Source organism: Macrococcus equi (assembly GCF_047426745.1).
GTDB classification, from domain to species: Bacteria; Bacillota; Bacilli; order Staphylococcales; family Staphylococcaceae; genus Macrococcoides; species Macrococcoides equi.
In genome coordinates, this window is record NZ_CP179732.1 from 277122 (window position 1) to 304117 (window position 26996).

26 protein-coding genes are annotated in these 26996 nt (G+C 35.3%); 7 read left to right on the forward strand and 19 right to left on the reverse strand.

The window, feature by feature from the left end; all coding sequences use genetic code 11:
* Window positions 1-39: 39 nt before the first annotated feature.
* Entirely contained in the window at window positions 40-876 is an 837-nt protein-coding gene (locus tag ACMGE6_RS01390) for an aldo/keto reductase (RefSeq protein ID WP_414054170.1), read from the reverse strand.
* A gap of 129 nt (window positions 877-1005) precedes the next feature.
* Between ACMGE6_RS01390 and ACMGE6_RS01395 the strand changes: the two genes are divergently transcribed.
* Complete coding sequence (locus tag ACMGE6_RS01395; protein WP_414044795.1) at window positions 1006-1791, forward strand: TIGR00266 family protein; 786 nt, start codon at window positions 1006-1008, stop codon at window positions 1789-1791.
* Window positions 1792-2042: 251 nt separating this feature from the next.
* On the opposite strand, the gene ACMGE6_RS01400 is transcribed toward ACMGE6_RS01395, so the two are convergent.
* From ACMGE6_RS01400 to ACMGE6_RS01440, 9 genes are all read right to left on the reverse strand, one after another.
* The gene (locus ACMGE6_RS01400; protein ID WP_414046812.1) at window positions 2043-2747 is read right to left on the reverse strand and encodes a pseudouridine synthase; all 705 of its coding nucleotides are present in this window, start codon (window positions 2745-2747) and stop codon (window positions 2043-2045) included.
* Window positions 2748-2793: 46 nt separating this feature from the next.
* Complete coding sequence (locus tag ACMGE6_RS01405; RefSeq protein ID WP_414044796.1) at window positions 2794-3093, reverse strand: DUF3817 domain-containing protein; 300 nt, start codon at window positions 3091-3093, stop codon at window positions 2794-2796.
* On the reverse strand, window positions 3086-4429 hold the full coding sequence (locus ACMGE6_RS01410) for a hemolysin family protein (protein ID WP_414044797.1): 1344 nt from the start codon (window positions 4427-4429) through the stop codon (window positions 3086-3088). Before ACMGE6_RS01410 ends, ACMGE6_RS01405 begins: the two co-directional genes overlap by 8 nt.
* Before the next feature lie 198 nt (window positions 4430-4627).
* Entirely contained in the window at window positions 4628-5401 is a 774-nt protein-coding gene (locus ACMGE6_RS01415) for an alpha/beta fold hydrolase (protein WP_414054171.1), read from the reverse strand.
* 189 nt (window positions 5402-5590) lie between these two features.
* Window positions 5591-7495, reverse strand: a complete 1905-nt coding sequence (locus tag ACMGE6_RS01420; RefSeq protein ID WP_414054172.1) for a PTS fructose transporter subunit IIABC — start codon at window positions 7493-7495, stop codon at window positions 5591-5593.
* A gap of 17 nt (window positions 7496-7512) precedes the next feature.
* Window positions 7513-8424 carry a 1-phosphofructokinase gene (pfkB, locus tag ACMGE6_RS01425; RefSeq protein WP_414054173.1) on the reverse strand — a complete coding sequence of 304 codons (912 nt, stop codon included), beginning with the start codon at window positions 8422-8424 and terminating at the stop codon, window positions 7513-7515.
* 11 nt (window positions 8425-8435) lie between these two features.
* Entirely contained in the window at window positions 8436-9173 is a 738-nt protein-coding gene (locus ACMGE6_RS01430; RefSeq protein ID WP_414054174.1) for a DeoR/GlpR family DNA-binding transcription regulator, read from the reverse strand.
* A 185-nt stretch (window positions 9174-9358) separates the two neighbouring features.
* Entirely contained in the window at window positions 9359-10225 is an 867-nt protein-coding gene (locus ACMGE6_RS01435) for an aldo/keto reductase (protein ID WP_414054175.1), read from the reverse strand.
* Between the two features lie 14 nt (window positions 10226-10239).
* Window positions 10240-11148, reverse strand: a complete 909-nt coding sequence (locus ACMGE6_RS01440; RefSeq protein WP_414054176.1) for a CobW family GTP-binding protein — start codon at window positions 11146-11148, stop codon at window positions 10240-10242.
* 251 nt (window positions 11149-11399) lie between these two features.
* Here ACMGE6_RS01440 and ACMGE6_RS01445 point away from each other — a divergent pair, with 251 nt between their 5' ends.
* A complete protein-coding gene (locus ACMGE6_RS01445; protein ID WP_414044804.1) occupies window positions 11400-11834 on the forward strand; it encodes a MarR family winged helix-turn-helix transcriptional regulator in 435 nt (144 codons plus the stop codon).
* Between the two features lie 96 nt (window positions 11835-11930).
* Here ACMGE6_RS01445 and ACMGE6_RS01450 read toward each other — a convergent pair whose 3' ends face one another.
* The 3 genes from ACMGE6_RS01450 to ACMGE6_RS01460 form a co-directional block, all read right to left on the reverse strand.
* On the reverse strand, window positions 11931-12767 hold the full coding sequence (locus tag ACMGE6_RS01450) for a DegV family protein (protein WP_414054177.1): 837 nt from the start codon (window positions 12765-12767) through the stop codon (window positions 11931-11933).
* A gap of 128 nt (window positions 12768-12895) precedes the next feature.
* On the reverse strand, window positions 12896-14518 hold the full coding sequence (locus ACMGE6_RS01455; protein WP_414054178.1) for an amino acid ABC transporter ATP-binding/permease protein: 1623 nt from the start codon (window positions 14516-14518) through the stop codon (window positions 12896-12898).
* 3 nt (window positions 14519-14521) lie between these two features.
* Window positions 14522-16096: an ABC transporter ATP-binding protein/permease gene (locus tag ACMGE6_RS01460; RefSeq protein WP_414054179.1), complete on the reverse strand. Its 1575-nt coding sequence runs from the start codon at window positions 16094-16096 to the stop codon at window positions 14522-14524.
* A 119-nt stretch (window positions 16097-16215) separates the two neighbouring features.
* Between ACMGE6_RS01460 and ACMGE6_RS01465 the strand changes: the two genes are divergently transcribed.
* From ACMGE6_RS01465 to ACMGE6_RS01480, 4 genes are all read left to right on the forward strand, one after another.
* On the forward strand, window positions 16216-17070 hold the full coding sequence (locus tag ACMGE6_RS01465; RefSeq protein ID WP_414044808.1) for an undecaprenyl-diphosphate phosphatase: 855 nt from the start codon (window positions 16216-16218) through the stop codon (window positions 17068-17070).
* Window positions 17071-17159: 89 nt separating this feature from the next.
* Entirely contained in the window at window positions 17160-17612 is a 453-nt protein-coding gene (locus ACMGE6_RS01470) for a MarR family winged helix-turn-helix transcriptional regulator (protein ID WP_414054180.1), read from the forward strand.
* 109 nt (window positions 17613-17721) lie between these two features.
* Window positions 17722-18636 (forward strand): hypothetical protein, encoded by a 915-nt coding sequence (locus tag ACMGE6_RS01475; RefSeq protein WP_414054181.1) that lies wholly within the window; start codon window positions 17722-17724, stop codon window positions 18634-18636.
* On the forward strand, window positions 18623-19084 hold the full coding sequence (locus tag ACMGE6_RS01480) for a DUF188 domain-containing protein (RefSeq protein ID WP_414044811.1): 462 nt from the start codon (window positions 18623-18625) through the stop codon (window positions 19082-19084). Before ACMGE6_RS01475 ends, ACMGE6_RS01480 begins: the two co-directional genes overlap by 14 nt.
* On the opposite strand, the gene ACMGE6_RS01485 is transcribed toward ACMGE6_RS01480, so the two are convergent.
* Window positions 19081-19548 (reverse strand): GNAT family N-acetyltransferase, encoded by a 468-nt coding sequence (locus tag ACMGE6_RS01485; RefSeq protein ID WP_414044812.1) that lies wholly within the window; start codon window positions 19546-19548, stop codon window positions 19081-19083. The two genes, ACMGE6_RS01480 and ACMGE6_RS01485, sit on opposite strands and share 4 nt — an antisense overlap.
* Window positions 19549-19605: 57 nt before the next feature.
* On the opposite strand from ACMGE6_RS01485, the gene ACMGE6_RS01490 reads away from it, so the two are divergent.
* Window positions 19606-20178 (forward strand): TIGR00730 family Rossman fold protein, encoded by a 573-nt coding sequence (locus ACMGE6_RS01490; RefSeq protein WP_414047769.1) that lies wholly within the window; start codon window positions 19606-19608, stop codon window positions 20176-20178.
* Here the strand turns inward: ACMGE6_RS01490 and ACMGE6_RS01495 are convergent.
* The 5 genes from ACMGE6_RS01495 to ACMGE6_RS01515 all read right to left on the reverse strand — a co-directional run bounded on the left by ACMGE6_RS01495 (window position 20163) and on the right by ACMGE6_RS01515 (window position 26988).
* Window positions 20163-20615, reverse strand: coding sequence for a DUF523 domain-containing protein (locus tag ACMGE6_RS01495; RefSeq protein WP_414044814.1), 453 nt, complete (start codon window positions 20613-20615; stop codon window positions 20163-20165). The two genes, ACMGE6_RS01490 and ACMGE6_RS01495, sit on opposite strands and share 16 nt — an antisense overlap.
* Before the next feature lie 13 nt (window positions 20616-20628).
* Entirely contained in the window at window positions 20629-21168 is a 540-nt protein-coding gene (locus ACMGE6_RS01500; protein WP_414044815.1) for a GNAT family N-acetyltransferase, read from the reverse strand.
* A 99-nt stretch (window positions 21169-21267) separates the two neighbouring features.
* Window positions 21268-23646, reverse strand: coding sequence for an immune inhibitor A domain-containing protein (locus tag ACMGE6_RS01505; RefSeq protein WP_414054182.1), 2379 nt, complete (start codon window positions 23644-23646; stop codon window positions 21268-21270).
* Window positions 23647-23795: 149 nt separating this feature from the next.
* Window positions 23796-25499, reverse strand: a complete 1704-nt coding sequence (locus tag ACMGE6_RS01510) for an immune inhibitor A domain-containing protein (RefSeq protein WP_414054183.1) — start codon at window positions 25497-25499, stop codon at window positions 23796-23798.
* 4 nt (window positions 25500-25503) lie between these two features.
* Entirely contained in the window at window positions 25504-26988 is a 1485-nt protein-coding gene (locus ACMGE6_RS01515; protein WP_414054184.1) for a DNA-binding protein, read from the reverse strand.
* Window positions 26989-26996: the final 8 nt, after the last annotated feature.

The following is a 26996-nucleotide window of genomic DNA, read 5'->3' on the forward strand; positions in this document are numbered from 1 at the left end:
TCGATTTTATGACGATTCCGAGGTATTTTATTCAATATTTTATTTTAAGTCACCACTATTAACTTTGTCAGGATCTTTAAACTGACGTTCACTTCTATTTAATTCATCAATCGCTGCAAGATCATCTGTACTCAACTCAAAGTCAAAAACATCATAGTTCTGTTTAATTCGTTCAGGATGACTAGACTTCGGAATAACAATTCGACCACTATCAATGTGCCATCTAAGTATTACTTGAGGTACTGTTTTATTGTATTTTAGTGCAATATTCTGAAGTGTACTATTTTCTAAAAGTTCGCCACCACGCATTAATGGACTCCATGCTGTTACGTGAATATCACGTGCTTCACAAAAATCCTGTAACGCTTTTTGATTAAAAATAGGATGATATTCTATCTGGTTAACGACTGGCTTTATTTTAGCAACTGATAACAAACGTTCCAGATGGTGTTCTTTGAAATTTGCTACACCGAGCGCTTTAATCTTCCCTTCAGCATATAATGCTTCCATTGCCTGATAACTTTCGATGAATCGGTCATCATCCGGACATGGCCAGTGAATTAAATACAAATCAATATAATCCAGAGCTAATTTTTTTAGTGAGTTATTAAATGCTTTTATTGTATTGTCATAGCCTTGATCATCGTTCCAAAGTTTTGTCGTGATAAATAAATCTTCACGGGCAACACCACTATTTTTTATGGCTTTACCAAGCGATTCTTCATTGAAATAGAAATGTGCAGTATCGAAAGAACGATAACCTGCTTCAATTGCTGCTGTTACGACTTGCTGCATTTCATCTTCAGAAATTTTGTATACGCCTAGTCCTAAAACCGGCATCTCCACATTATTATTTAGCTTGACTGTTTGTGTCATTTATCTCACTCCTTTTTCTAAATTTTACTTCTAACAATGTTATTATTCAAAAATAAAACATTTATTATAAGCGATTTCCTGAGAATTTTTGTATAATGAATGGGAGAAAAATAATTGGAGGCGACAATTGTGAATAATCATGAAATTGATTATAAGATTTATGGCGATGATATGCAGTATGTAGAAATTGAATTAGATCCAAATGAAACTGTTGTTTCAGAAGCAGGTTCGATGATGATGATCAATCCTTCAATTGAAATGCAGACGATATTCGGAGATGGTTCTTCATCAGGCGGCAGTGGTTTCATGGATAAACTTTTTTCTGCAGGTAAACGTACATTAACAGGCGAAAGCTTATTTATGACGACATTTACTAACCGTGGACATGGTAAAGAACATGTATATTTTGCTGCACCTTATCCAGGGAAGATTATTCCTATCGATTTAGCTGAAGTTGGCGGAGAATTTATCTGTCAGAAAGATGCATTCCTGGCAGCTGCACAAGGTGTGAGTGTCGGTATCGCCTTCCAAAAAAGACTTGGAGCAGGATTCTTCGGTGGTGAAGGATTCATCATGCAACGTCTGCAAGGTGATGGAATGGCATTTATTCATGCAGGTGGTGCAATTATGCGCAGACAATTAGCACCTGGTGAAGTTTTACTTGTTGATACTGGATGTTTAGTGGGGATGTCAAAAGAAGTTGACTATGATATTCAAACAGTTCCTGGTTTAAAAACTAAATTATTTGGTGGAGAAGGAATCTTCCTGGCACGATTACAAGGCCCAGGTACAGTTTATATCCAGTCGTTACCATTCTCAAGATTTGCATCAAGAATATTTGCTGCAGCTCCAGTTACTGGTAAACAAACCGGTGAAAGTGGTATCGGTGGATTATTCGACATGTTTAATGATTAAAATTGAATATAGTAAAAGCATCCTTAAGCGGTTAAGGATGCTTTTATTTTTTGGAGAGATATTAGGTGCTGGGATGGTTGCGATATTTAGTGTTTATCGCAACCATTACGTCTATCTATGACTCCTCGCTTGAGTTGGTTGCGATATTTGATGTTTATCGCAACCATCACATCTATTTATGACTTCTCGCTTGAGTTGGTTGCGATATTTAGTGTTTATCGCAACCATCAAACGAATCTCAAAATACCACTCTACCTCTTTGGTGTATATCCCAGCATATCGAACAACTCACTTTTTTCGTCTGCTGTTAAGTCTTTCCATTCACCTAACTTTAAATCATCAACTAGAATATTCATCACGCGTAATCTTCTTAACTGCTTTACTTCATAGCCAAGTGCTTCACACATACGACGGATTTGACGATTTAACCCTTGTGTTAAGATAATTTTAAATGTTTTGTTGTTCACTTTTTCAACCACTGCAGGTAGTGTCACCGTATCTAAAATTTCCACGCCTTCTGACATTTGTTTAATAAAATCATCTGTAATCGGTTTATCCACACTTACGATATATTCTTTTTCGTGGCGTCCTTCTTTACGGAGTATTTCATTAACGATATCCCCATCGTTCGTTAATAGAATCAGACCTTCACTATCCTTATCCAGTCTTCCAATATGAAAAATACGTTCCTTATGTCCTACAAAATCAACTATATTCCCTTTAATATGGCGTTCTGTCGTTGAAGTGATACCTCTCGGCTTATTCAACTTTAGATAAACATATCCTTTTTCAAGTTTAATCTCTTTATTATCGACTGTTACGATATCTTCATCTGTAACTTTACTCCCTACTTCTGCAAACTCTCCGTTAATCTTCACGCGTCCTGCTTCAATCCATTTATCTGCCCCACGTCTTGAACAAACACCTGCTTCAGATAAATATTTGTTAATTCTCATCATATAAATACCTCCAAAAAAAGAAAGAGCATCTCAGCTCTTCTTTTTAATAATATTTAGAACGTACAAAGTAGTGGTCATAAATAAATGTACCGAATGGTATAAATGCTACCAGTAATCCTAAAGCAGGCCATTTTAAAGGCCACTTCACTTTAATCGTCATCATAATTAGCGTAATCACATACACAGTAAATAAAAAACCATGTATAGACCCGATTACTGTAACAACTTCCGGCTTTCCTGCTAAATATTTAAGTGGCATCGCTATACCGAGCAGTAACAGTAATGATCCACCTTCTAAAAATCCAAAAAATCGAAATACACTTTTTAATGTCTGATTATTCATCTATTTCATCCTCATCATTCAATGCGCTACGTGAAGCATTAAATTCTTTATGCAATGCTACAGCTTTAATCTGATGATTTTCAGCATCAAGTACAATCCATTTATCATACTTCGTATCCACATAATCATCTTTATCGATATCTGGATTTTGTGCCTGCATCCAGCCACCAATGGTATCAATATCTTCAGAATCTTCAAATGTTATACCAAACTTCTCTTCGATATCATCTAATAACACGCGTCCATTGATTTGATAAGCATTTTCTCCTGTCTTGATAATATCATTAACTTCATCATCATCGAATTCGTCTCGAATTTCACCAACAATTTCTTCTAAGATATCTTCCATCGTTAGTATCCCTGCTGTACCACCATACTCATCAATAACTAATGCAATATGTACACGTTCACGTTGCATCTTAATAAGCGCGTCACTAATTCTTGTCACTTCATGTATAAGAGGTAGGTCATGTATATGATCCTTAATACGAACCGGGTCTCCTGATGCGTATTTCGTTAAGAATTCTTTCACATTGATAAAACCAATAATATGGTCTTTATCTCCATCTTCTGATATAGGATATCGTGTAAACTGATGTTCATTAATGACTTCAAGTAACTCATCTATATTGAAAGGCTGCGTTAAAGTAATCATCTGTGTACGAGGTACCATGATATCTTTTGCTAAACGTTCATCAAAACTAAATATATTTTGCATATACGCAAGTTCAGTATGATTAATTTCTCCACTTTGATAACTTTGCGTCATAATAATCTTTAACTCTTCTTCACTCATAGCCTGATCGTGGTCTGCAGGTTGAACACCAAAAATACGTAAAATAAGACGCGCCGTACCATTCATTGACCAAATTAACGGTTTCATAATAAAACCAAAGAAATAAAGCGGTCTGGCAAAAGCTAAAGTCATTTTCTCAGCGTACTGAATGGCTAAAGACTTAGGAGCAAGTTCACCCATTACAACATGTATAAAAGTTACGATAAAGAACGTTAATCCTACAGTAATCGGCTTGCTCATGTCTGCTGGAATGTGCATTAAATGTAGTACTGGATGGATGACCTTTTCAAATGTCGATTCACCAATCCAACCTAACCCTAACGCAGTAACCGTTATACCTAGCTGACATGCTGATAGATAATAATCTAGATGATGAATCATATTCTGTACGATTTTAGCGTTTCCGTTACCTTCACTTACAAGTTGATCAATTCTTGAAGTTCTAACCTTGACCAAACTAAATTCTGATCCTACAAATAAAGCTGTTAACATAATTAAAATTGCAAATAATAATAAATTCGATATGGTTTGTATGTCCAATTAATTCCCTAAAACTAGGGATTCACCTCCGGTTAATATATGGTGACTACTAAAGTCACAAAAAATTGTATTACAAATACTTAAGTTACTTTGTTTTAAGATTACGACCTTCCCAATGGTAGTCACCTCCTGAGATAAAATTCGGATAGTGTTATTTTATCACAAAAAGACCCCTTTGTAGTAAAAGAGTCTCTTAAATTAACAATATTGTGTAATAAATTTATGACTAAGCTCATTAAACGCTTCCGGCTGATCGATGTTACAGACGTGACCAGATTGTTTGATAACTTCAAGTTCAAAATTTGAATAATTTTCAACGACCTTTTGAACAGGTGGAATAAATAAGTAATCTTCATCTCCCATTAAAAAAAGCGTCGGTATCTTCTTTGTTGAAACTTGCAGATGACCAAGATAAGGATTGATTAGACGCGTTAAACTGAACCATTTAATAAACTGTTTCTGACTCATCTTCTTCGCTTCATTAATAAATGCCAGACGAGATTCTTCATGTTCTTTACGTGGCATAATAATATAAGCAAATAATTTATACAGCAACATATATGGAATGAAATTCTTTGAAATGCGACCTACCATCAGCAGAAACTTCGTACGAATATCAATATTAATAATCGCACCACCTAAAACAAGTGACGTTACTCTTTCCGGATATTTATCAGCAATCGTTTGAGAAACAATCGTACCAAGACTCATACCTATAATATGCGTCTTTTCAATCTGAAGCTCATCCAGAACCTCTATTACCTCATCTGCCAGCGTCGCAAATGAATCAGTTTTCTTCCACACAACCTCAGTCGATTTACCGTGTCCTCGAAGATCAACTAATAATATATTAAAATCTTTTCTAAAATATCTAATCTGTTTAAACCATATCGTAGAGCTACCACCTGCACCATGAATAAACGTAATCCACGGAGCTGATTCATCTTTAATATAGGTTTTGTGATATAACATAATGATCATCCGTTCTCTATTTGTAGCTTTAATTAATAATAATATATACCCTGATTTCATAACATTATATCACATTTTTATACTTATAATTTTGAATTTGTGACTATTTCCCGAGAAATATATGTTTTCATTGAATATTGATTCCATGCAAAATGCACTTAAGAAATTCTCTTAAGTGCATCTCGAATATTATATCTCTTCGATTACTTCTAATTCTTCTGCTGTAGGTTTTTTCTTGATTAAACCATAAATTACTGCTGCAACAACCACACCAATTAATAACGCTAATATAAACATTGGCCAGTGTGCTTTGTCTAATCCCACTACAAATATTCCACCGTGCGGCGCTGGAACACGACAACCAAATGCCATAGCAAGAGCACCCGCTGTTGCACTACCTGCTATCATTGAAGGAATAACACGTACGGGATCTGCCGCTGCAAATGGAATTGCACCTTCAGTGATGAATGAAAGACCCATCGCAAAATTTGAAACGATTGAACCTCTTTGTACTTTTGTAAATTTATTTTTAAAGATTAACATAGATAATGCGATAGCTAATGGAGGCACCATACCACCAATCATTGCAGCTGTAATCGGTGCATTATTTCCAGCTTCTAACGCTGCTATACCAAATGTATAAGCTGCTTTATTGAAAGGTCCACCCATATCAATCGCCATCATACCACCTAATACTAATCCTAATATAATGATATTCGTACCACTTAATCCATTTAACCCATTGGTCATTGCTTCATTTAACCATCTTGTCGGAGGATTGATCACAAAGTGCATCAGTAAACCAGTTATTAATACACCAAAGACTGGATATATTAGTGTCGGTTTAATACCGTCTAATGCTTGAGGAAGCCATTCAAACGCTTTTTTAATGAGCAACATTAGATAACCTGCCATAAAACCTGCTACTAAAGCACCTAAGAATCCAGAGCCTCCACTCGCTGCCATCATACCGCCAACCATACCTGGTGCTAAACCAGGACGATCAGCAATACTTTTTGCAATGAATCCAGCAAGAATAGGTATCATTAGTGTAAAAGCACTGCCACCTATATCATTTTTCAATAATGCTGCAAAAGCATTATAAGTCTCGTGTTTTGGATCTGCTGATTTAATTCCCCAGAAAAAACTTAATGCAATTAAAATACCACCTGCAATTACAAACGGTAACATATTTGATACACCAGACATCAAGTGTTTATAGAATCCTTTTTTCTCTCTCGTACCACTTGATTTTACTGCGCCGCCTTTTGCTTCAAACACTGGGCGTGTATCATCTTGAGCCATATTAATTAGTTCTTCCGGACGTTTAATACCGTCTGCTACTGGTACCATAACAACGTTCTTACCATGAAAACGATTTGTTTCAACATTCACATCTGCTGCGACAATTATCCCTTTGGCACGTGCAATTTCTTCATCCGTCAATTTATTTTTAACGCCACCTGAACCGTTTGTTTCAACTTTAATCGGTACACCCATCTTCTTCGCCTGATTCTTCAGAGCATCTGCTGCCATATAAGTATGCGCAATCCCTGTTGGACAGGCTGTCACTGCTAACACCAAATTTTCATCTTGAGCGTTACCTGTTGGCGCTAATATGACTTCTTCTTTTGTTTCTACTTCATCATTCTGCTCAATAATTTCAAGTACTTCTTCAGATGTTTTTGCATGTAATAACTGTGCACGTACTTCTTCATTCATTAATATGCCTGATAACTTAGCCAACGCATCTAAATGTGTCTGAGCGCCTCCTGCAGGCGCTGCAATCATAAAGAATAATGTCGCAGGTTGTCCATCAAGTGATTGATAATCTACTCCTTCAATAGATTTACCAAATGCGATCGCTGGTTTTGCTACAGCATCCGTCTTAGCATGTGGAATTGCTACTCCTTCACCTACGCCTGTTGTACTTTGTGCTTCACGCGCATGAATTGCCTCTTTGTATGCATGTTTATCATTTAAAATACCTGCGTTATTCAGCGTTTCTACTAACTCATCAATTACTCCATCTTTTGATGTTGATGATAAATCCATAGCTATTGTAGATTCTTTTAACAAATCTGTTATTCTCATGATTACACCCCTATTATTTAAATTTTAGTAATTGTAATGTTATTTATGATTGCATCAATTTGTTCACGAGTTGCCAAATCTTCAGTAAATGCCGTTGCCGTACCACATGCTACTGCCTGTTTTAGACTATCTATAATATCTTTTCCCTTGCTAAATCCTGCTACCATACCTGCAACGGTAGAATCTCCAGATCCTACTGTATTAATAACTTTACCTTCTGGCACAACTGCCTTGTAACATGCATCTTTAGTAACCAGTATTGCACCTTCCCCACCTAAAGATACAAGTACATTTTGTGCACCTTGATGCTGAAGTTGTCGTGCTGCATCAATCGTATCCTGATCATTATTAATCTGTACATCAAACATCGCTTCAAGTTCAGCTTTATTGGGTTTTACGAATAATGGCTGATGTTTTAATGTTTGCGTAAGCAATGACTTTTCTGCATCAACCACAAATGGTACATTGTGCTTGCTCAGTGTCTCTGCTATCACTGCATAAATATCTGGTTGAATTGAAGATGGTACACTGCCTGCGATAATGACAAAATCTTCTTGTGTTAATTGTTCCAACTGCGATAATAAAGCCAATAAATGCTGATCACTTACTTTTGGGCCTGGTGCATTAATTTCTGTTTCTGTTACGCCTTTAAGCTTGATATTAATGCGTGTGTCTTCTTCAACTTGTATAAATTGTGTGTTTATGCCGGATGTTTCTAATGTCTGCTTTATAAATGCTCCTGGAAATCCTCCTGTGAATCCTAAAGCAATTGAAGGTTCATCTAAAGTCTTCAAAACGCGGGAAACATTGATTCCTTTACCACCAGCGAATTTAAAAGTCGAGGTTGCGCGATTTAAATCTCCGACCTTAAACTGGTCAGTAAATACTACATAATCGATGGATGGGTTTAACGTAATCGTATAGATCATAGGCTCCTCCTTTATAAAAGATATTTTTCATAAGGCTTTACTTTATCATTTTGTGCATTCGTAATAATGATTGTTTTGTCCTGTTCCAGTTCACTGATTTTAGCAAATGTATATTCATCAAATTTAGAATCATCCAGTAAGAAAAATGTTTTCTGAGACATAGACATCGCCATTTTTTTGATATAAGCTTCTTCAATATCAGGTGTTGTTAATCCATACGTCGGATGAATACCATTCGCACCGATAAAGGCCTTATCAAATCTAAACTGCTTTAAATTGTCTAATGCCTGTACGCCGATTGCAGCATAAGTATCTTTCTTGATAAATCCACCTATCATATAGACTTCAATTCCTTTGTCAACTAACTGCGATACGTGCGTCGCACCGTTAGTAACGACAGTGATATGCTGCTGATTTAAATAAGGAATCATTGCAAGTGTAGAACTTCCAGCATCTAAATATATACAATCGTGCTCTTTAATTTGTAAAGCAGCCACTTTTGCAATTTGGTTCTTTTCATGAACTTTCGTCGTAGACTTTATCGAAAAGGCAACATCCTTATGCTTCTCAGTACTTTTCTTCGCACCCCCATGTACGCGAATCAATTTACCTTCTTTTTCAAGTGTTGATAAATCTCTTCTTATAGTAGATTCACTACTCGTTGTTACATCCATCAGAAGTTGTAAAGAAACGACATCATGTGCATTTAACAGGTTCAGTATAGTTTCATGTCTTTCAATCGTTAGCATATGCACCTCTCCTTTAATACACCCCTATCATAAAATAATCCCTAAATGAAGTCAATCTTTTTCAGTCAAAAACGGTCAAAAATAGCTATTATGGATGAATAAACATCATAAAACATTCATATCATAAAAAATATCGCATAGATTAAACTATGCGATACATAATGAGTCGTTAAATTTTAGTTCTTTTATAAAATATCTCTCCCTAAAGCTGCTTTATAAATCTCAAACCATTCATCATCTTTTAACGGTTGATGTTTAGCATTAAGCGCAAGCTTTGTTCTCTCAATATTTTTCGATCCTACAATCGGATAAATTTTATATGGTATATGATAGATAAAACGATAAGCGATATCATCTATAGATGTCTGATATTGCTTTGCTATGTCAGACATAACATGATTTACTTCTCCCGGTTTAAAGATATCTCCACCTGCTAATGGACTCCATGCCATTAAATCAACATGCTGCTTTTTCATATGATTAAGTGTGCCATCTTCAATATTTTCTAGTGTCAGTGCAGATAGTTCCACCTGATTATAATCTAATGATAATCCCACACGTTGCATCGCTTGATTCAGTTCATCAAATTGATGCGCTTTAAAGTTAGAAACACCAAAGGATCTCACCCATCCTTTTTCATTTAATGTTTTTAAAGTGTCGGCGACAATCTCGCTATCAAGTAATGGCGATGGTCGATGCAATAATAATAAATCAATGTCATCAACCTTTAAGTTACTTAAACTTCTTTCAACAGAGGCGGTAATATGTTCTGCACTATAATCATACTTGTGATAATTGAACTGAGGCATCGTTTTAGAATTTAACACGATGCCACACTTAGTAACAATCTGCATCTCATCTCTTAAACATTTTGATATTTGCAGCGCTTCACCAAAAATTGCCTCACAAGTATAATCTCCGTATATATCCGCGTGATCCATTGTCGTGATACCATTTGATACAAGTTCATGTAAAAATGTGTTAAGCTCATTTTTGCTATAATCCCACGTATCTAATCTCCAGAAGCCTTGTACAACATCTGACATCTTCATCATATCTACATCCTTTAATTAAATTGTAATATATCTAACTGATTCAGTATTTTTTCTTTATCAAGCTGTTCACCAATTATGACTAATTTTAATGGCAGATTCATAAACTCCTCTTCATATTGTGGAATTCCATAGGCATATTGAAATAAAATGACTTGTTCTGGATTTTCTCTAAACTTTATAAAACCTTTCACACGTAAAATACTTTCCGGTAATTGTCTGAGCCACTCTACAAAACGACGTGCATCAACTGGACCACCAAATTCATAAACAACAGACTGAATACCGTGATGAATATGTCTATGAGCCGTTATATTGTCACCCAAAAGATTGAGCGCATCTTTATCCAGTTTACAAAACGAGGTTTCATAAAGCGTCGCTTTCTGATTCAATGCTTTTACACTCTCAATGACCTGCTCTTTTTCATCGTCACTTATTAAATCGATTTTGTTAAGGATAACGATATGTGCATATTGCACCTGTTCTTCCATTAATCGTCGCGTTGTCTGAGATAGCTGATTACGATTTAAATATCTTGAGCAATCTAATATCGTTGTAATATTTTGTACTGCAGCTATCTTTGTAATCGCAGGATTTGTACATGCATCGTATATCTCAACGGGGTGTGCTACGCCTGTTGCCTCTATAATAACTAATTCAGGATGGTGTCGATGGTACAAATCACTAATTTGAATTGCAACATCGCTTTTCAAATCACAACATATACAACCGTTCAGTAATTCATTATACGGTGTATCATCCCCTAGAATCTTTGAATCTACATTAAATCCCCCAAGTTCATTCATTAATATAGCAATTTTTTTATTTTTATTTTGCGCAATGAATTGTGTAAGTAAAGTCGTTTTACCGCTTCCAAGAAATCCACTGATGATTAATATTTGCATCTTTTCATCTTTTGTCATGTTATCAACTCCACTATTTATTTTATATAATATAAGATTAAAATTTATTTTAATGCAACGTGACCAAACCTTTGAACATATTAACATTTTACATTCAAAAAGATTATAAATTAGCTTGAAAAAAGTTTATAAATATAATATGTTAAATAAGAACACATTAGGTTATTTCATGATTATAGAGTATACTACTACATAGATGTATTCGTAAACATGACATTAATTGTTTAGCATACATATTTAGGAGGCACATTATGTCAGATTATTTCAAGCTAGACAATCAACTTTGTTTTAGCTTATACAACGCTCAAAGACAAGTAAATCGCTATTATTCAAACAAAATTTTCAAAAAATATAACCTGACCTATCCTCAGTACTTAGTACTCCAGACCCTTTGGGCTTCATCACCTGTCAACGTGAAGAAACTTGTTACTGAATTATCCTTAGATACTGGTACAATCTCTCCATTACTAAAACGTATGGAAACAAATGGCCTCATCAGACGAGAAAGATCCGAACTTGATCAACGTGAAGTCTTCGTTCATCTGACTGATAAAAGTAAGGAAATTCAACCACATCTTGTAGACGCTACTGAAATCTTAAGAGATGCCTCACAGTTTACAGATGAAGAGTACGAGCAGTTTGGTAAATTACTCAATAAACTTATTCATAATTTACGTGATAAATAATAAAAGTCACTTTATCTTATATTAAAAGCCGAATCTCTATAAAAATTAATTTTTTATAGAGGTTCGGCTTTATTATTTATATCAATTTTAAATTGATTATTTTTTAATCCATGATATACCTATTGTACCGTAACCTAAATGGACGCCTGCTACAGGTACTAATATTTCACTGACGATATGAATATCCGGATATGTTGCTTGTAACCATTCTACGTATATCTCAGCTTCCTCTTCATCGCCACCATAAACCACACAAATCTCCTGCGGTCTGAATTCTGCTATATTTTTTTCGACATGTTTCTTTATCGCTTCAACTACTTTTTTCTTCGTTCTGACTTTATCAATCGGATAAATACTTCCATCCTCAAACTGTAGCACCAAATGTATATTAAGTAACCCAGCCATCAAGCTCTGTGTTTTAGATACGCGACCACTTTTTTTCATTTGATTTAAATTTTTAGGATTTAATATTAAGACAGCATCCTCAACGTATCGTTTAATCGTCTCAACAATTTCATCAAATGATTTGCCTTCTTCATTCATCTTTTTACCTGCTTCAATCATCGCTTTGATTGGATAACTACCGATCTTACTATCAATGACTGCAGAAGTAACATTAACTTCCTGGCTCGCTATTACAGAGCTTTGGAATGATCCTGTCAGCTTACTTGAAGGATGTACAGCAATCACATGCGTATATCCAGACCTTTCTATTTCTTCGTAAACATCATGTATTGCCTGAAAATTTGGTTGTGTTGTTTTAGCACCATCACCATATTCTTTCAATAATTGATAGAATTCTTCTACTGATAATTCAGCTTGATCCTGATAATGTTTATCATTAAGAATTACACCCATCGGCACTACAAAAGTATCTTTTTCACCGATTTGTAGACCAGATGACGTATCTGTAACCCATGCGATTTTGTTCATCGTGTACCTCCTCCTCATTTAATAACATCATATCACAAAACACAAAAAATATTTAATCTTAATAATAAATATTTTTATCTTTGTTGTTACTATATGATATTGATTTGATTTTACCCGGACAGATTATTTTATATTGATAATAATTGTTTTTGAAGCAATGTATGAAATTTTGTGTCAGTTCGAGATAACAATTCAGGTGTGCCATGTTCAATTATTTCGCCTTCATCAATCAGATATAATTGATCGCACATATCAAATATTGTCAAATCATGTGAAACAATAATGATAGTATGATGCGTTAACTGTTTGAGATAATCTAGCATTAACTTTTGATTTTTTATATCTACACCATTAAATGGTTCATCTAATATCCAGACTGGTTTGTCCCTTAAAATCATTCGAATTAAATGCAACCGTTTCTTTTCTCCTCCTGATAAATTTTCTCCAAATGATAAAATCTCACTCTCACTGTTAAACGGTAGATTAAAATCTCTTAATAACTGATTAAGTTTCGTTTTATCAATACTTGTGAACATATTGTCTGCAACAGTGCCACCTATAAAATGATTATCTTGTTCCATCACACAAAACATGTCCAGCAAATGATTTGGTGTATTAATCTTTTTATCATTTAAATAATAATCACCAGTGATATTTTCTAATCCTAAAATCGTATTGATTAATGTTGATTTACCGGCGCCACTTGGTCCTGCAATACCAATCTTTTGTCCTTTTTCTATGGATAAGTTGATATCGCAAAGACGCGTATCAACATTGACATCTTTTAAAGTGATATTAAAAATACCTTCATTGATATGCGAAAAGTGTTGTTTGTCATTTAGCTCATCTAAATGCTGTACCGCTTGCTTCGTCTCAACACGATGATAAGGAAAATGCACCATCGGGATACTCATTTCAAACAGTGTAATAGCAACCATTACTATACTTAAATACATCATCGTATTGTGTGTCGGATCATAAAGCATGACGAGGATTACCATAAATATAGCAATCATCGATATGAAATTAAGTAGAAAATCATAGATAACAATAAATTTATTTTCCTTTTTTATCGCATCTTCCATTTGCGCTTCTCTAGTATAAAGTTGCGCTAGATATGTATCATGCTTATCGAATACGCGGAGTGCTTCCAAAGAGAGTTGATAATCAAGAAAATGTCTTTCAAACGCTTGTGTCGCCTCTATCTTTTGTGCCACTATCCTCTCCAGTAGATGAGAAAATATGAGTGGCAAAATCAATGTTAAAATTAACATCGAGATAAAGAGAACAATGACTGCATATAAACTGAACTGCATATAAATCAGTATGACAATTATTGCAGTACTTAGTGCAATAATCGGTGGATAGATCACACGTAAAAGTAAATTCTGAAGTTTTTCTATATCATTTACCGTGCGGTTGAGCAATGTCGATAGATGATATCTGGATTGAATCGAGATAAAATTCTCCAGAAGATTGCGTACTGTTGTTACCCTAACATCCTTAAGCATCTCAAAAGTTGCTTCGTGACTGATTAATCTTTCAAAGTATTTACAGATTGCTCGTATAACCCCAAACAGTTTAATGGTAGCAACAAGTGTCATCAATGAATAAAGCGGAACTTTATATGCACTTTTAGATAACATCAGTCCACTTAAACTAAACATACCTATAGCGGTTAATCCTCCGCAAGTACCGATAATTATTGCTATGATGAGTGATTTTTTAGTATTTCTTGATAAATAACGCATGACTTATTCTCCTTCACTTCTTTGAATCGTAAGCTGACCGTCATCTATATAGATAATATTTTGTGCTGAGGTGATTGTTTGCTGATTGTGCGCAATGATAAAGACGGTTGATTGCTGTTTCAATCGCTCAATGGCTTGGTTAATGATACGTTCACTTTCAATATCAAGCATTGCAGTCGGCTCATCAAAAATAACGAGTGCCTTAGGCTGAACAAACACACGGAGCAGCATCAAGCGTCTTGCCTCACCTCCTGAAAGCTGTCTACCACTTTGACCGATAACTGTCTCATATTGGTCAGGTAAAGACATGAATAACTCATGCAGCCGAAGCATTTCAGCGTAATGATAGACCACTTCATCATCAATCTGCTGAAACATCTTTATATTATTCATAATCGTAGTATTTAATATAATAGGATTTTGCGATAAATAAACGATATTCCCCTTGCAACTTTCAGGTAATGTTAATGTACCCTTTGCATATTGCAGTCCGGCAAGTACTTTTGCAAACGTTGACTTACCAGCACCACTCGGTCCAGCAATCACATAGTGCTTAAGTGGTAATGTGACATTCGCTTGAAACTGATATTTATGCTCCGGATAAGAGACTAAAATATCGTCCATTACAATCGTTTGTGCTTGATGATAGCCTACTTTTGTAGATTGATCTTCTTCATTAAGTGTGTCATCAATAAGCTCCCCATATCCACTTGACTGCTTACCTGTATGAAAGGCCAGTCCGAGATCCTTTAAGGCATTATAAAATTCAGGTGCAAGCATTAATACAACAACAGAGGTATAAAAACTTACTGACTCGAAAACGATTAATGACAATCCGATTTCAAGCGCAATAATACCGATTGAGAGCATCGCAATAAATTCAAGCATCAGTGTTGATAGAAATGCTGTCTTTAAAATTTTCATCGTATTATCTTTATATTGCACTGAATAGTCTTCAATTTTTTCCATTGCCGGTTTTTCATATTTAAATAGTTTGATGGTCATGATACCTTTCATAACGTTTAAAAAGTAATTAGAAAAATGATTGAGCGATAACATTTGCTCTGTTGCTTTCTTTGATGTATTGATGCCGATAATGATATAGAACAACGGAATAAATGGTGCTGTAATACACATAATAAGTGCAGTCTGGTAATGAAATCTAAACAAAAATATCACGATAAATAACGGAACGAGCATGGATTTATAAACTTGTGGTATATAATCTGCGAAAAACGGGTGGATACCTTCTATCCCTTGCTGACTTAAATTCAATGTTTCACCCGCATCCTTAGACTTCTTCAGTAGTTTTTTTCTAAGACTACGCTTAATTTTGTCACTCATGACTTGCCCGGTATATTTAATACCCGACTGTAAAATACTACGCATCACCAGTATAATGAGTATTACGACTAAAGTATGAGAGATATCGATAACATTCTTTGTTAAAATATAATCAACAATCTTACCTATTTCTATACTTTGCATGATAATGGCAATACTTAATGCAATACTGAATATAAAAATTACTATATGTAATCGAAAATATTGTTTCGATAATTGTGTTAAATACTTCACATAATCACTCCTTGGTTGCATTATAGCATGTATCACTCAACAAGTATAAATAGTGAAATTGGAATGACTATGCTATAATTTTTAAAGAATTTAAAAAGAAGATAAAAGGTGGTTCACGCATGGAATTTTTTGAATTAGTCAAGGCGCTTATCCTCGGAATTGTGGAAGGTTTAACTGAATTTGCTCCTGTTTCATCTACAGGACATCAAATTTTAGTGGATGATATGTGGTTACAGACAAAAGAAGTATTAGGAAATCAGGAATCAGCGAATACATTCAAAATCGTTATTCAGCTTGGTTCTATATTTGCAGCAGCGTGGATTTTCCGTCATCGTTTCCTGGAAATGTTTCATTTAGCAAAAGATAAAACACCTCATCCATCAGGTAAAAAATTAAATTTATTACACGTCTTCTTAGGATTATTACCTGCAGGTATCATGGGATTATTGTTTGACGATTTTATCGATGAACATTTATTCTCTGTACCAACAGTATTAATCGGTTTAGCATTAGGTGCTTTTCTGATGATTGCAGCAGATATTTATTCTAAAAAAGTTCAACATCCAACCACAGTTGATGAAATCAGCTATAAAAATGCAATCATTATCGGGATTGCTCAATGTTTAGCATTATGGCCAGGTTTTTCTAGATCAGGCTCTACGATTTCTACCGGAGTACTTTTAAAGATGAATCACAAAGCAGCTAGTGACTTCACATTTATTATGGCTGTCCCTATTATGTTTGCAGCAAGTGCTAAAAGTTTAATCAGCAACCTTGAGTATATCCAAAGTAGTCATATTACATTCTATATTGTCGGGTTTATTGCAGCATTTTTATTCGGGGTACTCTCAATCCGATTGTTCCTTGATTTAATTAATCGCATTAAACTTATTCCTTTTGCAATATATCGACTTGTGCTTGTAGCTATCATTGCAATTTTATATTACGGTTTTGGCATTGGACACGGTTTATAAAATTAATCTTACAGCTCAATGAGCTGTATTTTTTATATCCAAAATAAATTTTTTGTTCTCATATCTTTATTACACAAAAAAGTGATATAATGTTAATAACTAAACAAGCACAACAAGGAGCATTTATGCCAAATAATTCACTTGATTATCAAATGTATCTTGCGCAACGTGAGATTATTAAATATTATAATCGAAATTTATTAAAGCAAAATCAGTTAAGTTATCAGCATTATCTAGTTCTTATGGTATTGAATGAAGAAGAAGTTATGCCAGTATTACAACTCGGTGAACGTCTTGCTTTCCAATCTGGAACCATTACACCAATACTTAAGAAAATGGAAGCGCGTGGTATTATTTCACGTCATCGCAGTGAAGATGACGAACGTATCGTGATGGTCCAATTAACAGAGGAAGGTATGCAACTCGTTAAACAATTGCTCAACACGCCTTATGATATGTTTAAGGCCAGCCATCTCAATTTCGAGGAATATCAACTTTTAATGAAACTGTCTCAAAAAATCGTTAAAAACGTCACATATTAAAAACGTTCAATAACGATGAATCGATTTAGCCGATTCATCGTTATTTTTTTATATATAAGGGTAAATACTATATAATAATGACTACCAATATATAAAGGAGCGTTAAACCATGAAAAAAGAAACTGTAAAATCAGCAATTAATGTTGCTGCTGTACTATTAGTGCCGCTTATCAATGAACGTCATCGCATCAAGCAGCACCCTGAAGTTCAAAAGATGAGTGACTATTCTTCAAAAGCTTTCGATAATACAAAGCATGTGGCAATAAAGACAAAAGATAAAACAGTACATGCAACGCATAAAGTGACCTCTGCGGTTAGCACTGTTAAAAATACTACAGTTGATACTGCTCAATTTGTCAATCGTAAAGCCCATGAAACTAAGAAGAAACATGATTATAATCAACAAATGAAACAACACCATAAACAGGAAAAGCTTGAACAGAAAGAAGAAAAACAACTTCAAAAGGAAATTAATAAATTAGATCATCAGTTATCTAAAAATATCGAACGTAGAATAAAAGAAGAAGATAAAGCTGTAAACGAACGCGAGAAAGCACTTAAACAGGAAATGAAACAATATAAAAACTATGCTGTAGACCAATCAGCGAAGGATCAAAAATTCGCACCAGCACAACCCAAAAAGTTAACGCGTAAAGATCAAAAAGCGATTCATCAGCTTGCCAAAAAATTAGAACAATCTATCGAGGCACGTCATGCTGCAGAAGAAAAGGCTAACAATGCTAATCGAAAAGCCATGATTAAAGAAATGAAACAGTATAAGAACTATAAAATCAAGACACCTGGACAGAAGCGTTCAATATTCGGTCTGAAACGAGATAAACTAAACGTACAGAATGATAGAGTACATCAAGCTTTCTCACCAAATGATACTATCTCAGCAAAAGTGAGTGCACCTACTCAAAAAGCAAATAGTAAAACAGTCGAAGTAGAAGAAAATTATGACAATGCAAAAACTTTCGAGTTACATCGACAGTTAATGGCTGAACATATTGCCAAGCGTTAAACGTATTATTGTAGATGCTGATAGTTCCCCTGTCGTTCAGGAGATTATCCAGGTTGCCGAAGCATTTAATCTTACTGTTTTATTAGTAATGGATTTTGCACATTACAGATCGCAAACATTTCCAGCATTTGTTACCATTCAGTATGTGGATACCGGCAATGATAGTGCAGATTATGCGATAAAAAAAGTTGCAACTTCACATGACTTAGTGGTTACAGGTGATTACGGTCTTGCAAGTCTATTACTTGCGACAAGTAAGGTTATGCATCACAATGGTAAGTTATATACGCAAGAAACGATTGAGATGTTGCTACTCACAAGATACCATCACCAATTAGCACGCAAAGCTAAACAACGTGTAAAAGGGCCTTCAAAGTTTACTGCACAGCATCGACAATTTTTTATTCAGTCACTGACTGAATGCATAGAAAAAAACTTAGCGAATTAATTGCTAAGTTTTTTTGATAGTACTTTTAATTGTGATAAGCCTTGGCGAATCAATCGTTTTTCATCTTTAAAGCCAGATTTGATAAACGCATAATACGCATCATTTTTTACATTAACCATTAAATAAATTGCTTCGACTTCAGGATATTCATCAGCAAGATAGCGCTCGATGGCTGCTAAAGTCGCTTTAAAATACCCTTTATTCTGTTCAGCATAGTTAATGGATAATCCTCGAAGATATATTGCATTATCAGGAGCATCAATAGTGTTTAAGATGTCACCTTGTTCAAGGGCAAATACTCCAATTAATCTATCTTGCTCTTCAATAATAAATGGTGTGTAATTAGGTTTTTGTCGTGTAAGTATGAATCTTGGATGACCTGCATACACCATTTGCTTTGCTGGCAGCTCATAATGACTTAAGTCAATGTCATTATTTGTGTCTACTGGTTTAATAAGTATCAAGATATTCACTCCATTTCATTACATTTAATAATAACATAAAAGAAAGGATTTTTTTACATGAAAAATATTGCAGTTTACTGTGGATCAAATAAAGGGAAATCACCGCTTTATGCTGAAGGTGCTAGAGCGTTAGGCCAAACAATGGCTGAACAACAAATTGGACTTGTTTTTGGTGGTGGTAAAGCTGGTCTAATGGGTGTAATCGCTGATAGCGTTATCCAACACAAAGGAAAAACAATCGGTGTCATCCCCCATTTCCTTCACGAAAAAGAAATTGCACACCCAGATCTTACTGAACTTTATACAGTAGACACGATGCATCAAAGAAAAGATATGATGTCCTCATTATGTGACGGATATATTATGATGCCAGGTGGTGCAGGAACACTTGAGGAGTTCTTTGAAATATTTACATGGGCTCAACTCGGATTGCATGAGAAGCCAATCGGTATTTTAAATACTGACGACTTCTATAGCCCTTTAATTAATATGCTGGATAAGATGATAGAAGAAGGATTCATCGGTGAACATTATCGCGACCTTGCAATTGTGGACGATAATCCTAAATCTTTAATCGAAAAGATGAAAAACGCTAAACCTGTAAGTGTTAAGCGCTATGACAACGAATAATCCTGTTCACTCATCACTTGAATACCATGACGACTTAACAAGGCACTCGTAACGCCGAGTCCTTGTTTTTTTGTCCCACTAAAGCTGCCGTCATATATCTGTGTATTGCCACAACTCGGACTATTTGCTTTTAAAATAACTGTATCCACAAGATTATCTTTTAATATCTGCAAAGTTTGCTCCGCACCTTTTATAAATGCCTCTGTTACATCTTTGCCTGATATAGTGATTACTTTCGCTTTACCATCCAGCACATCAAAACCATCTCCTCCAACAATCTCTGCAGGATCACGTGGTGTACTTAAACCACCTAAAACCTCTGGACAGGCATGAATGGCACGTCCTTCTTCTATGAGTTGTATGAGTGACGGTTGACCTTGCGTGCCCCCATCATATCTTACATGTTCTCCTATGAGACAACTACTGATCAATATCATCATCTATCCCCCGTCAAATCAATTTTTTATAGTAAAGTACTTGTTCTCGTAATGGATGATCAACATGGATTAAAGGATGATTAAAACTTTTGATATATTCCATATCAAGTTTATGCATAATTCTTCTACTTTGGCGATTCACAAGGCTTGTGTAGCTATATACAGATGTTACACCTTTTTGTGCTGCATAATGTAATACTCCTTTAGCACCTTCAGTTGCATAACCTTTGTTCCAGAATTCTTTCCTTAATCGCCAGCCTATCTCATAGCATGGCATAAATGGTAAATCAAAATACTTTGTAGGAATCAAATATTGTATCCCGATAAATCCAATAAATTCTTTCGTGTCTTTTAAAGCTACTGCAAATAACCCTAGTTCGTGCTGAATAATCTCACGTTGCATCATATAAAAAGCCATTTCACTACGCGCGCTACTCATAACATCCGGAAAATAACGACGGACGTCAAAATCACTGTTCATCGCCTGAAAATGAACTAAATCATATTCATGCCAATCTCTAAATATTAATCTATCAGTCTCAAAATATATCATCTTATCCTCCTGTTGATTTAAATATACCAAATTACGCTTTACTCTCAAACACCCACAATCAAAAAGAGCCGATATTTTTTCAATATCGACTCTTTATAATTATTTATAGAGAATAATTTTTGCTGCTGATTTATCTTTAGATTCACCAACAACTTTCACTTTTAAACCGTATTTTGGAAGAAGTTTTCCGGCATGAGGTTGAGCTTTGTTCGTATAATCTTTATTATCATCAAATAATGGGTTTGCCACTAATGACTTATCTACTAAAGATGTATTTTCATCCAATGCAATTTTGAGAGGTTGTTGATTTGTTAAACTAAATGATGCATCACGCATTTGCCATTGGGTAGAAGCCGGTCCTGCACCTTCACCTTCCCATACTAATGGATTTTGGTCTGCATCTACTACACCTACAAATCCTTCACCTGGATGTTTACCAACGTGATTGTCTGTAAATGATTCATCAATATACTCTACAATCAATCCTTGATTATAACTTAATAATCCATCGCCACGTTTAATATGTGCTAATCCACTGTCAATGTTATGATGGCTTCTCCACTGTAATAAGTAGTAGTTCTTACTATATTTCTTACCGTCAGAAACCGTAAATCCGTTCAGTTCAAACTTAGGGGTATCTTCTGCGCCATCTACTAAAACATCCTTACCATCTGCTGTAACTTTTAAATTATCTAAGTATAAGCCAGGTGCAATGTATCCTCCGTCTGTTTTATAGAGAACACGTAATTCAACTTTCTGACCAGCATATTTATCTAAATTGAATTTTGCTGCAACGAATCCGTCACTTTTACCGTCTATACCATTCCCCATATTCGCTCCGCTATTTTCTGGATCATCGTTATTAGTAATATTACCTTCTAAATTTGTCCAGTGCTCACCATCTGTTGATGCCTGAACATACGCATAATCATAACCTTTTTCAATGTCATACCATGCATCAAAAGTAAAGTCTGCAGTTTTCGCATTTGTCAGATCAACAGACGTTGATAGTGTTGTTGCCAAATCATTATCTGAACCACTGTGATAGACTTTAGTGCCACTTTTTGGTGTCACAACATTTGTCACTTTATCTGGTAAATTTACTTTAATTACGTCGTTATTTGTTCCTTTAGTCGTCGCTTCATCAATTAGGAATTCCTGAGGTGTGCTTGTTACATCTTTAAGGTCGATCTCGCTACCTGTCTGCCAATTCCCCCCGTGGAAATCCTGCAACATTTCTTTCATGTATGGGTCAAATCCAGAAGGTTCTGTCCCTGGAATTTTGCCTGCCCAGCTACCACTTGACATGATTGACCAGAATGATACAGGTTCACCCTTACCCGAGTAAATTGTATCGTATTCATCAGGTAATCCAAGATCGTGACCGAACTCATGAGAGAATACGCCAGCAGCACCGTCTTCTGGCTGAATAGTATAATCAATTACAGCAAGCTTGCCACCAAATCGATCCTGACCAGACTGTGTATTAGGAATTGTATAAGGTTCACCTTGCGCATCAAAATCCAGACTCCAGCGATGACTCCAGATTGCATCACTACCTAAACGTCCTCCGCCAGCATCTTCACCCGGTGATGCATGAATAATCATAACGTGATCTACAATACCGTCTTTTTCATTTAAAATACCATCGCCATCCAGGTCATATCGATCCCACTGATCATACTCTTCAAGATTAACTTTTGGATCTTTTGCTGCAGCCTCTAGCGCTTCTTTCACCAACTCTTTCGGACGAATATCACTACCATCCGCATCAGGATAATTTGCCCCGTAATAAGCTGCATTATGCTTTGCTGTATACCAACCATGTACTTCACCATCTAAAGCATAACTACCACCCGATTGATTATTGTAGTATTTTTGCATACTCACAAGATTTTCTCCATTTGGACCTTTATAGCCATTTGGATTAAATACCATATCCTGATAATGACTCATCGGATAATCTTCATAAAACATATCCGATTCTTCTTTAGTGATTGTAGAATTTTTATAATCCGGAAAATCAATAGCTAATAGTAATACCTTATCCGTACGTTTCTCACCAGAATAGGTTTCAGGCACGACCGGCTTCACATTTTTCGCATGACCTAATTTTTTGCCGTTTCCCTTATTATATTTATTTTGTGCGTTTTTCTTATTTTTCTTATCAGTCACTTTATTGTATTTCTTATCAAATGCACCTTTATTTTTTACCACTTTATTAGATTGTTCATGTTTTTGTTTCAGGAAATTTTGAACAGCTCGTTCCGCTTCAGCTCGAGATGCCGTTTTAGAAAGTTTCCCTTCCTTTTGAAGCATCTTAATCAATCGTTCTTCATTTGCAACACCAGCATCAAAATTAGAACCTGCAATAGATGGTACCTTTGTGTCTGCATAAGCAGCTCCACTTGTTAAACCAAGACTCGAAACACCTAAAGATAACGCTAATAGTGAAGAAAATAATTGTTTTTTTCTCATCATTTTGCCTCCAAAAGTTTATTTTAAGACCTTGAATTTATTATCTTCTAAATATTCTGAATTGTAAATAAAATTTTGAAGTGTATAATATTACATTTTTGTAACAAAAAAAGACAAACCTTAAAGGCTTGTCTTGAATGAATTACTTACTATTTATAGATACTTATCTTGCCAACTGTACCGTCGCTATTTTGACCTTCAACTTTTATCTTGATGCCAAGTTGAGGCAATATACGGCTACTATCTGGTACCTGCATTCTATCTCTCGCCGCTACCGTATAACGTTTATCTGTAAACAGCGTGACAGGTTTCGTTGATTTCTTCTTAAAGAAATAATTTTTTGATGTATTATATTGGCCATAACTTTTCGTATTAAATGGCGCATCAAAAATTTGCGTATCCGTCATTGGAATAAGACCGTCCTGCGTGGTGATATTTGAAGGACTCGCATCCACTACACCGACTAAACTCTTGCCAAAGTGCTTCGATAGGTTCGCATTATCTAGGTATGATTCGTTCACATACCATATCACAAGTCCCTTACCATAACGATTCATGCCAAATGGGTCTTTAATATGTGATAATCCTTTATCTACACCATTATGACTTCTCCACTCCAATAAATAATACTGATTATAACTTCTAATCTTACCATTCTTGTCTTTCTTTCGAATTGGTGGAAGATTTACCTTAACGACATCATTATTGACCCCTTTTATACTTGCCTGATCAAGTAAATAGTATCGTTTTTTAGTTGAAATATTTTTATAGTTTAATTCACTACCTAATATCCAGTTCCCACCATAAATTTGCTGTAAATCTGATTTTGCAAATGGACTTAAACCAACAGGCTCCATTCCTGGAATAACACCGGCATCAGCACCGTAACTCATCAGTGACCAGAATCGAATCGGTTCTCCCGCATGACTATCAGCATTCGGTGCAGTATCATACTCATCGATTAGCCCTAACATATGACCAAATTCATGTGCGAAAGTACCCACTGTACTATCTTCAGCAAGAATGCCGTATTCTGCAATGCCTAAACGATTTTTGTAGAATTTTGAGTTTTTACTATATGTACCTTTAATTGATTTAGGATTGCCGTTTTTAGAGAGTGCGACTTCAGATACATGCTCCCAAATAGAATTTTTCAGGAACTTACCGCCACCTTCACTTTCACCAATACCACTAAACACGACAACAAATTTGTCAATGATACCATCAGGTTCTTTCATATTGCCATCCTGATCCAAATCATAATAATCATACTGATCATATTTATTCATATCAATACTTTTATCCTGAGCGGCATGTTCTGCTGCTTCCATAATCAATTCAGATACTTTTGCATCCTCATTATGTCCATAATAGTTTAAAGGATATTTCGCACGATACCATCCTGTTACTTGACCTTGTAAGTCAAGACTGTTCCCGGAAACTTGCTGATAATAGCTCTTTAAAGAAACGTAATCCTTTTGATCGGGTCCTTTAATCGAATCGCCAAAAAATAGCTGTTCATAATAAGCTTTATCATATACATTACGATAGTTTGCTGTTTCAGCTTTCGTTAAAGTAGATGCAGGACTATTACTAAAGTCCATCATAACAACGAGTACATTTTCTTTCATCGGTTGCTCACGAAAGACACGTTTTTTGAATTCAGGTACTTTCGTATTATCTGTAGAATTTGAACGTAGAACAGGCTCATTCACCTTAATCTTGTCCGCATTATCAAATTTAATTTCTTCTTCAGTCTTTGGTACTTGTGGTGTAGTTGCAGAGCTCACCGTTGTTGGCAATAATGCTGTGGTCATCGCTGCAACAGATAATGTTTTTATTATTTTATTCACATTTCTACCTCACTATCATTGTTTCTTCTTTTATCAATTGATTGGCTGCGTATATTTTTAATTTAATTTTATCATTTGCTTCTCTCGCTATTTTACCATGAAAATAGCAATGAAAACGATTTTCATGTTCTTTTGTATCATAAGCGCGAGATTTTCCTGGAGGATTGCCATCAAATAAACCAACTTGTTCACCATCAGTATCCACCAGTTCTATTGCAATATCATCCAGTTGTTTATCCGTATACACATCGACAGTAAATCGTTGTCCGGTACTCACATTTTTTGGATACACTACTTCAATAGCTTGACTCTCTTTTGATTGCGAAGGATTATCCTCTTGAACCACCTTGTCATTTTTTCCAAAACTACCTTGTTCAAATGTCTGTGGATCATACCATTTATAATCATATCCAGGCGTACCCCAAGGTTCTTTTTTAGGTTCAGTAGAATTTTGAGGGGTTTCAAAATCCAGTACTTCAGTCGCTTCATCTAACTTAATCTTTCCGTCGAATGACGTATAATCTTCTTGTTTAATCATCCAGTTCATAAGATTATTTAATAATCGTGTGTGATCCGCTTCATGAATACCATCGTATGTATTTTTTTGCTCGCCATTGTCTTCTCGCACATATTTTGGTGTACTATCTTCTACAATTGAAGAATCACCGATAAAGACCGCCTTACCTTTGCCGTACTTGCTGATTGCAACAAATGCACCTTCTGCTTTAAATCCATTGGTATAGACACCTTGATCTACAGCATGTGGCCATTTTTCTTTATCCGATAATTGCTCTGGATAAAGTATCCCTTTAGCATGCTTAGGATCAGTGATAAGTATCGTGCTGCCTGCATGCATATTGACCTTGTTCACACCATCTAATAATCCAAAAATATTGTCTTCATCTTTTGCCGAGATAACAACGTCATTTAGTGCGTTGTATCTAAATCTCACTCCAAATGTATCACTTAAAAAGTCACTGGAAGTAACACCTTGCATACGTTCAGAATGCTTTTCACCCTCATTCATTCCTTTAGTAATATCAAGAAATGCACCACGTCTATAACCATTAAATATTTCTGAAGCATCAAAGCGATTCAAATTTCTATCCGCATTGTAGTGGTCAGCAATCATCATGACACTTCCGCCACCTTTAACATATTCTTTTATCGCCTCTTGTTCAGATTGTTTGAGAGGGATATTAGGTTCAGGCATGACATAAGCTTTGTAACGCTTAAGTTTTTCCAGTGTGATGACTTCATGATATGAAGTTGAGGTCGTCTTTAATCCTTGTTTTATCAATTCATCATTAAAAGTAGAAAAAGCACCATCAATCACCCAATCCGCTTCTCCGGCAGTCACACCATGCGCAGCATCAAATAAAATATCCGCTTGAGTGTCAGACTTAAAGTGACTCGTCTGATCTTCCTTATTTTGATTACACCCTGTAAGTAATAAACCTGTTGTAAGTAATGTGATTATTTTGTTCATAAGCTACC

Bases quoted from the DNA above. Each gene is read 5' to 3' on its own strand.
- ACMGE6_RS01390 (WP_414054170.1), bottom strand. From the start codon at position 876: ATGACACAAACAGTCAAGCTAAATAATAATGTGGAGATGCCGGTTTTA.
- ACMGE6_RS01400 (WP_414046812.1), bottom strand. From the start codon at position 2,747: ATGAGAATTAACAAATATTTATCTGAAGCAGGTGTTTGTTCAAGACGT.
- ACMGE6_RS01405 (WP_414044796.1), bottom strand. From the start codon at position 3,093: ATGAATAATCAGACATTAAAAAGTGTATTTCGATTTTTTGGATTTTTA.
- ACMGE6_RS01415 (WP_414054171.1), bottom strand. From the start codon at position 5,401: ATGTTATATCACAAAACCTATATTAAAGATGAATCAGCTCCGTGGATT.
- ACMGE6_RS01420 (WP_414054172.1), bottom strand. From the start codon at position 7,495: ATGAGAATAACAGATTTGTTAAAAGAATCTACAATAGCTATGGATTTA.
- pfkB (WP_414054173.1), bottom strand. From the start codon at position 8,424: ATGATCTATACGATTACGTTAAACCCATCCATCGATTATGTAGTATTT.
- ACMGE6_RS01430 (WP_414054174.1), bottom strand. From the start codon at position 9,173: ATGCTAACGATTGAAAGACATGAAACTATACTGAACCTGTTAAATGCA.
- ACMGE6_RS01435 (WP_414054175.1), bottom strand. From the start codon at position 10,225: ATGAAGATGTCAGATGTTGTACAAGGCTTCTGGAGATTAGATACGTGG.
- ACMGE6_RS01440 (WP_414054176.1), bottom strand. From the start codon at position 11,148: ATGACAAAAGATGAAAAGATGCAAATATTAATCATCAGTGGATTTCTT.
- ACMGE6_RS01445 (WP_414044804.1), top strand. From the start codon at position 11,400: ATGTCAGATTATTTCAAGCTAGACAATCAACTTTGTTTTAGCTTATAC.
- ACMGE6_RS01450 (WP_414054177.1), bottom strand. From the start codon at position 12,767: ATGAACAAAATCGCATGGGTTACAGATACGTCATCTGGTCTACAAATC.
- ACMGE6_RS01455 (WP_414054178.1), bottom strand. From the start codon at position 14,518: ATGCGTTATTTATCAAGAAATACTAAAAAATCACTCATCATAGCAATA.
- ACMGE6_RS01465 (WP_414044808.1), top strand. From the start codon at position 16,216: ATGGAATTTTTTGAATTAGTCAAGGCGCTTATCCTCGGAATTGTGGAA.
- ACMGE6_RS01470 (WP_414054180.1), top strand. From the start codon at position 17,160: ATGTTAATAACTAAACAAGCACAACAAGGAGCATTTATGCCAAATAAT.
- ACMGE6_RS01475 (WP_414054181.1), top strand. From the start codon at position 17,722: ATGAAAAAAGAAACTGTAAAATCAGCAATTAATGTTGCTGCTGTACTA.
- ACMGE6_RS01490 (WP_414047769.1), top strand. From the start codon at position 19,606: ATGAAAAATATTGCAGTTTACTGTGGATCAAATAAAGGGAAATCACCG.
- ACMGE6_RS01495 (WP_414044814.1), bottom strand. From the start codon at position 20,615: ATGATATTGATCAGTAGTTGTCTCATAGGAGAACATGTAAGATATGAT.
- ACMGE6_RS01500 (WP_414044815.1), bottom strand. From the start codon at position 21,168: ATGATATATTTTGAGACTGATAGATTAATATTTAGAGATTGGCATGAA.
- ACMGE6_RS01505 (WP_414054182.1), bottom strand. From the start codon at position 23,646: ATGAGAAAAAAACAATTATTTTCTTCACTATTAGCGTTATCTTTAGGT.
- ACMGE6_RS01515 (WP_414054184.1), bottom strand. From the start codon at position 26,988: ATGAACAAAATAATCACATTACTTACAACAGGTTTATTACTTACAGGG.